This is a genomic window from Rhodoblastus sp., assembly GCF_041915505.1.
Taxonomy (GTDB): Bacteria; Pseudomonadota; Alphaproteobacteria; order Rhizobiales; family Beijerinckiaceae; genus Rhodoblastus.
Genome location: NZ_JAYSBG010000204.1, coordinates 1 through 6,440, shown reverse-complemented (window position 1 = coordinate 6,440; position 6,440 = coordinate 1). Strand labels below are relative to the sequence as shown.

Sequence of the window (6,440 nt, the reverse complement as noted above, 5' to 3'; positions counted from 1 at the left end):
GGCCGGCATAGACCAGCTTGTGAACGTCGCGATAGGAAAGCGAAATCGGCGTCGCCGCTTCGCCGCCGCCATAAATGACGGCTGGAATTCTGCCTTCACGGCGTACGCTGCGGGCGGCCCCCTTGCCGGTCCCGCTGCGAACCGTGGCGGCGAGCTTCTTGATCTCGGCCATGGGTTCTGTCCTTTTGATAAGCCGCGTTCACGCCTCCAGGGGTGTCGGAAACGAACGCGAAGCCGGGCTTATAGAGGGGCAGGGGCCGAAAGGCAAGTTTCTGCGGCGCTGGGACGCCGTCTTCGATTTGCCGAAGACGGAACGAAAAAAGGGGGCTGTGACGCCCCCTTTCGGATGTTGGTCAGAACCTGGCGAGGACCGGCGCCGGTTCGCCGAACCGGTAGTTCAAGCCGAGGCGAAGCACATTCATGGCGTTTGTCGGGAAAGTCGCCCGCATCACGTCGGTCGACAGAGCCGACGGTCCGAGAACGGCGGTCGGGACAACCTGGGAGAAACCGGAGCCCAGGTTCACATAGAGATATTCGGCTTTGATCGACCAATGCGAGGTGAGCGCATATTCCGCGCCGGCGCCCAGGACATAGCCGCTCGAATTCGTCCCGCGTCCGAAGGGGAAGGCTTCGACCACGGTGTTGCTCGCATTCGTGACCGTCATGACATTGCTGACGTTCTCCCGGCCATAAGCATAGCCGCCGGTCACATAGAGCAGCAGCGAAGGATCGACGAAAGTCGAGCCGATGCGGCCGCGCACGGTGCCGAACCAGGGCGTATCCGCCGAATTGACATTCGTTACGAGAATGCCGGGGGCGGGCGCGAAGGACGATTGCGTGGCGCCGGGGGAGGTCGCCCATTGAAAGTCGGCTTCGAGGCCGAGCACCCAGATTCCCGTCTGGTAATTATAGCCGAGCTGCAGGCCGCCGACGAAGGACGAGTCCTGAGCCGAGGGGATCGAACGGCCCCAGGCGAGCGAACCGTCGAACGGTATTGTGGTGAGCGTATTCGGAGCGCTGGGAACGGAGGTGGTCGCGGAATTGCTTCCAATGCCCGCGCCGGCGTTGACGCCGCCGTAAAATCCGGACCAGTTCGTGATCGCGACCGGGGCAAGGTACGGGGCTTCCTTGGCGCTGGGCAGGTCAGCGGCGACAGCCGGAACAGCAAGGCACGCCAGGCTCAGCGGAACAATCAAAAAATGGCGCATTTACTCTCTCCCTAAAGCAATATCACTCTGCGTCATTAGCGTAGTTCGCGCGAATAATGTTGAAGAAACTGTTATCAAACGCCTTTTTTTGGCTGGCGTGTCTATCGCGCAACGCTCGGCGTCTGCAGAAATTGCTCAAGCTCGGCGTTTTACTGGCGCCGGAGAAGACTTTCACGAATGGGAATGGCGGTGGTGCAGGTCCGGATAATGCGGATGGGAATGGATCAGCCTTTCATGGCGGTGCCGGTGGGAATGCGGCTCGGTCACCGGCTCGTCGTGGCTATGGCGGTGATGTTCGTCGTGGACGTGGCTGTGCTCGTGCTCGACCGGCTCATGTTCGTGCCGATGTTCATGTCGTTCTGACAGATGCAGCCAGAGGCCGAGGCCCATCAGCGCGCCCGAGACGAGAAGCGGAACGGTCGGCTGTTCGCCGAGCATCAGAATCGAGGCGACGGCGCCGATGAACGGCGCGAGCGAGAAATAGGCGCTGGTGCGGGCCGCGCCGAGGCCGCGCAACGCCAGAATGAAAAGGACGAGGCTCAGTCCGACGCCGAGAAAGCCCAGCAGCGCCGCCGATCCGGCGGCGAGCGCGTCCGGCGCGGCGGCGCCGAGCGCAAGCGCCCCGGCGATATTGGCGGAGCCCGCGACAAGCCCCTTGATGGTCGCGATCCGTACCGGATCGGCCGCCGAAACCATGCGCGTCAGATTATTGTCGACGCCCCAGAGCAGGCAGGCGGCGGCGACGAGCAGCGCGCCGCGGTCGAGTTCGAGCCCCTGCCCACGCCATGACAGCGCGATTGCGCCGGCGAGAATGGCGGCGGCGCCGACGAGCAGCCGCGCATCGACATTTTCGCGGAAGGCCAGCCAGGCGATGGCCATGGTGGCGAGGCTTTCGAGATTGAGCAGCAGCGAGCCATTGGCCGCGCTGGTCTCGCGCAGGCCCTCCATCAGCAGAAGCGGCGCCAGCAGGCCGCCCGCGACAACCGCGCCCGCGAGCCAGGGCGCATTCGCCCGGTTCAGCGGGGCTTCGTCAACAGGCAGGCCAATGGCGAGCCGGACGCCCTGGAGCGCCGCCAGCCCCAGGCCGGCGCCCAGATAGAGCAGGCCGGCGAGCAATTGCGGGTCGATCCGGCCCAGCAGGATTTTCGAGAAGGGCGCGGTCAGGCCGAACAGAACGGCGGATCCCAGCGCGAGGATGACGCCGCGCCGTAGCGAAGGAGAGGCGCCCGAGGAAGACATGGGAATCTTCTATCACATCGCGCGGCGAATCAGCCCTTGGTCAGCACGCGCGCCAGAATGGCGTCGAGCTTTTTCACCAGTTCCGGGTCCCAGGCGTCGCGTGCGGTGACGAGCGCGTAATCCAGCGCGCGATCCGAGCCGATCGGGCAGGGCTGATGGTCGGCCGGGAAATCCTGCAACAGCCGCGCGAGCAGACGCGAGGCCTTTTCGGCGTTGGATTTCACCACGGCGAGAATGTCATGGACCTCGACCGCCGCGACATCGTCGCGCCAGCAATCGTAATCGGTCACCATGGCCAAAGTGGCGTAGGACATTTCAGCCTCGCGGGCGAGCTTGGCTTCCGGCAGGCCGGTCATGCCGATCACGTGAAAGGCGGCGGCCTTGTAGCCGAGCGATTCCGCCCGCGACGAGAATTGCGGCCCCTCCATGCAGACATAGGTCCCGCCCTTCACAATGTCGATCTGCTCGGCATGGGCGGCGGCGATGATGCGTTGCTGCAGCAGAGGCGCGACCGGATGGGCCATGGAGACATGGGCGACGCAGCCATTGCCGAAAAAGGACGATTGGCGGCCGAAGGTGCGATCGACGAATTGATCGACGGCGACGAACAGGCCCGGCGGCAGCTCCTCGCGGAACGAGCCGCAGGCCGAAACCGAAATGACGTCGGTGACGCCGACCCGTTTCAGCGCGTCTATATTGGCGCGGTAATTGATGCCTGAGGGCGAGAGGCGATGGCCGCGGCCGTGGCGGGGCAGGAAGACCGCCTCCGTGCCGCCGATGCGGCCGAAACGCAGCCGGTCGGAGGGATCGCCCCAGGGCGTGACCACGCCCTGTTCGCGAACGTCCTCCAGGCCTGGCAGGTCGTAGACGCCGGAGCCGCCGATAATTCCGAGAAGCGCTTTGGTCATCGTGCGTATCCTTTGGAGCGTGTCCCCTTCGGGCCGATTCTTCCGGCGGCAAAGTGGCTCAGGCGTGGCGGTCGGGCAAGCGCTTTCCGGGAGGCGAAAAAGACCGGGGGCAAAAAAAAAACCGGACGCCGAAGCGTCCGGTATCGCCCGCACAGAGCAGAGCGTAGTTTTTTCCACGCGGATACGGCAGGGGAGGACAGCCGCTCCGTTAGTGGAGTGATCCCTCTATGCCCCATGCTGCGGCGCACAACAATTTCGCAATCGGCTTGGCTGATATGCGACTAATGCATAGCTTGCCTTTTTCGCGGAGCCGCCTTGCCGCGCGGCGGCGCGCACGGCAAAGTCCCACGCGACAGTGGGGCATTCGGGGTGCGTGCGGGGGCGTAAATGAGTCTGTTGGCCTTTGAGGATTTTCAGCCGGGCGAGACCCGGACTTATGGCGACTATTTCATGGACGAGGCGGAGCTGCTGGCCTTTTCCGCGCTTTACGACCCGCAGCCGTTCCATCTCGACGCCGAAAAGGCGAAAGGCACGATACTTGGCGGGCTGGCGGCTTCGGGCTGGCACAGCTGTTCGGCGCTGATGCGGATGATGATCGACGACTGGCTCGGCCAAAGCGATTGTCTCGCCGGCATCGGGATCGAGGACAATCGCTGGCTTGCGCCGGTGCGGGTCGGAAACCGCCTCGAAGCTCATACGACCACGCTGGAAAAGGTCGACCTGCGCTCGCGGCCCGAGGCGGGAATCGTCAAATTCGCCACCTCCTTGCGCGACGAGGCCGGCCGCGAGGTGATGACGCAGCGAATCGCCATCCTGTTCGGGCGGCGGACGCCGCTGACCGAGGCGCCGGCGGCCGGCCCGCGCCCCGTGACGAAATCGGCCTTTGCTGCGCCGGAGCGCATCGACGATCCGGCCGCCGCCATGCCCGACGATTTCGCCCGCGCCCGCGTCGGCGCCTATGCCGAACTGGGCGAAACCCTGTTCACCGCCGATCTGATTCGCGATTACGCGGTCAAATATGATCCGGCGCCGTTCCATGTCGATGAAGAGGCCGGCAGGGCGCATATTCTCGGCGCCATGTCGGCCGCCGGTCTGCACACCGCCTCGTGCTGGATGCGGCATTTCATCGCGGCGCGCCGGCGTTTCTCGGACGGCGCACTGGCCAGCCGCGCCTCGCCCGGCTTCGCCGACATGCTCTGGCGCCGGCCGGTGCTGGTTGGCGACCGGATCGCCTTTTCGACTCAAGTGATCGGCAAGCGCGAAACCTCGAAACCAGGGCTCGGCCTGATCACCAACCGCAATCGCGGCGTCAACCAGCGCGGCGAACTGGTGATCGATTTCGTCGCGCATGGCTTCGCGCCGCGTTGATGGCGGCTTATTTTGGCGGCCAAGTGAAGTCGTCGGCGCGGCCGGGCTGAGAGGCGGCGGCCTCGGGCGGCTTCGCCGAGGTCCGCGCGGCGGGGGGCGTCGCCAGCGTCCCGCCCGGAGACAAAGCCGAATCGCTGAGATTCTCGATCTTGCCGGCGATGGGCTTCGGGGGCGGCGGCGCGGGCGCGGCGGCTTCGGGCGCCGGGGCGCCGGGTTGCGGCGTATCGCCGCCCGGCGTGGGGCTGGTCGGCGCCTCCGGCGCCGGGGTCGCGGGCGTTTCCGGCGGCTGCAACGCGGCTTCGAGCAATTTGCGGATTTCCGGCTCCACGAAATGCGCGGCCTTGCGCGCGCCGGCCTTGTTGAAATGCACGCCATCGGCGGCGCGCAAGCGCATGATGACGCCGTTCACATCGGGGCCCGAGGCGCGATAGACCGAATTTTCGTCGGAAAAGGCCTCCCACAGATCGACATAACGCGCGCCCTGCGCCTCGGCATATTGCCGGTCGATATCGTTGAAGACCAGCGCGGCGTTGGACAGGTTTTCGCTGCGCATGATCGGCAGGCCGACCCAGATCAGCGGCGTTTTCTTGTCGCGGAACAAGGCCGCCAGCTCCTCGACGCGCTTGGCGTAGATCTCGTTGAACGGCTTGCTCAGCGGCTCCGGGCTGTTGTCGCCGAGGCGCGGCTTCTGGTTGTCGTTGATGCCGATCTGGATCACGGCGGCGTCAAAATGCTGCGGGCCGTCCAGCAGCGCCTTGGCGGCGGCGCGCCAGTCGTAGAAATCGTCGCGGACGAGGCCGGTGTCCTCCTTCGCCTTGTTGACGATGGCGACGCGGGGGTCATTGGCGAAGGCTTCCGTGAGGCCCTGGGCGAGCAGGCCCGCCTCGCTGTCGCCGATCACGGCGATGAAGAAGCTTGGGGCCGGCTTTCCCGCTTGGTTGTCGGCCGCCGGCGCGCCGGAGCCGGGCGTGGCGGCGGTGGGTTTGGGCTTGGGGCGGTGGACCGGGCGCGGCCTGTATTCCTCCGGCGGCCTCGCGCGGCGGGGGGAGAACAGCGAGCCGAAAAAATCGGAAAACGGATTTTGCGCCGCGGCGGGCGGCGCCGCGCCGGCGAGACAGAGCAAAGCCAGCAGGACAATCGACAGACGGCGCAAGATGAGCATGGCGCGATGCTAGCCGATTCCGCGCGGTCAGGCGAGCGTCAGGCCGGACCGAGCGTCTGTTCGAGCGCCGAGGTCGCCGACAGCGCGCGACTGGGGTTGAGGCTCAGCGAAATCAGGCAGAAGCCGATCATCATCAGCAGCGCCAGACGCGCCAGTTGCTGAAGGCCGCAGGCTGCGGGGCTGCGACGGCGCGGCCGCTGCGTCACGACGAATTCCTGGGCCTTGATCGCTTCCTGGAGCATGGCCTGCCTCCCGCGCCTCGCCGCCGGGGGCCACGGGCTTCTCCGGCGCATCGGGAGAGATTAAGCAGCGCGGATTAACAGGACATTAACCACGATCGGGACGGCGTGCGTTCAGTCGTCGTCCTTGGCGAAGGAATTGGCGCTCAGCACGGTCGCCTTGGCGCCGAATCCGGTCTTGACGCCGCGCGGCGGCGCGCTGGCGGCGAAGGCGTCGAGCTTGGCGGCCGAGCGCAGGGCGGGGGCGAATCCGGCGCCGCCGCGCGGGCGGGCGGAATTTTGCGGCGCGGGCGTCGCCAGCGCCTGCAGCGCGGCG

Annotated in this window: 7 protein-coding genes and 1 pseudogene; 1 reads left to right on the top strand and 7 read right to left on the bottom strand. The window is 66.2% G+C overall.

What is annotated here, in order from left to right; all coding sequences use genetic code 11:
* The 4 genes and pseudogenes from ACE3S9_RS12880 to ACE3S9_RS12865 all read right to left on the bottom strand — a co-directional run.
* Positions 1–172: pseudogene (locus ACE3S9_RS12880) on the bottom strand (50S ribosomal protein L25); the annotation flags it as partial.
* 181 nt (positions 173–353) lie between these two features.
* The gene (locus ACE3S9_RS12875) at positions 354–1,208 is read right to left on the bottom strand and encodes an outer membrane protein (RefSeq protein WP_374546868.1); all 855 of its coding nucleotides are present in this window, start codon (positions 1,206–1,208) and stop codon (positions 354–356) included.
* A gap of 171 nt (positions 1,209–1,379) precedes the next feature.
* A complete protein-coding gene (locus ACE3S9_RS12870) occupies positions 1,380–2,447 on the bottom strand; it encodes a DMT family transporter (protein WP_374546867.1) in 1,068 nt (355 codons plus the stop codon).
* Between the two features lie 29 nt (positions 2,448–2,476).
* On the bottom strand, positions 2,477–3,355 hold the full coding sequence (locus tag ACE3S9_RS12865; protein WP_374546866.1) for an S-methyl-5'-thioadenosine phosphorylase: 879 nt from the start codon (positions 3,353–3,355) through the stop codon (positions 2,477–2,479).
* 387 nt (positions 3,356–3,742) lie between these two features.
* Between ACE3S9_RS12865 and ACE3S9_RS12860 the strand changes: the two genes are divergently transcribed.
* Entirely contained in the window at positions 3,743–4,723 is a 981-nt protein-coding gene (locus ACE3S9_RS12860; RefSeq protein WP_374546865.1) for a MaoC/PaaZ C-terminal domain-containing protein, read from the top strand.
* Between the two features lie 7 nt (positions 4,724–4,730).
* On the opposite strand, the gene ACE3S9_RS12855 is transcribed toward ACE3S9_RS12860, so the two are convergent.
* The 3 genes from ACE3S9_RS12855 to ACE3S9_RS12845 form a co-directional block, all read right to left on the bottom strand.
* Positions 4,731–5,885 carry a DUF459 domain-containing protein gene (locus ACE3S9_RS12855; RefSeq protein WP_374546864.1) on the bottom strand — a complete coding sequence of 385 codons (1,155 nt, stop codon included), beginning with the start codon at positions 5,883–5,885 and terminating at the stop codon, positions 4,731–4,733.
* A gap of 38 nt (positions 5,886–5,923) precedes the next feature.
* The gene (locus tag ACE3S9_RS12850) at positions 5,924–6,127 is read right to left on the bottom strand and encodes a hypothetical protein (RefSeq protein ID WP_374546863.1); all 204 of its coding nucleotides are present in this window, start codon (positions 6,125–6,127) and stop codon (positions 5,924–5,926) included.
* Between the two features lie 111 nt (positions 6,128–6,238).
* On the bottom strand, positions 6,239–6,440 hold a 202-nt coding region (locus ACE3S9_RS12845), incomplete at its 5' end, for a hypothetical protein (protein ID WP_374546862.1).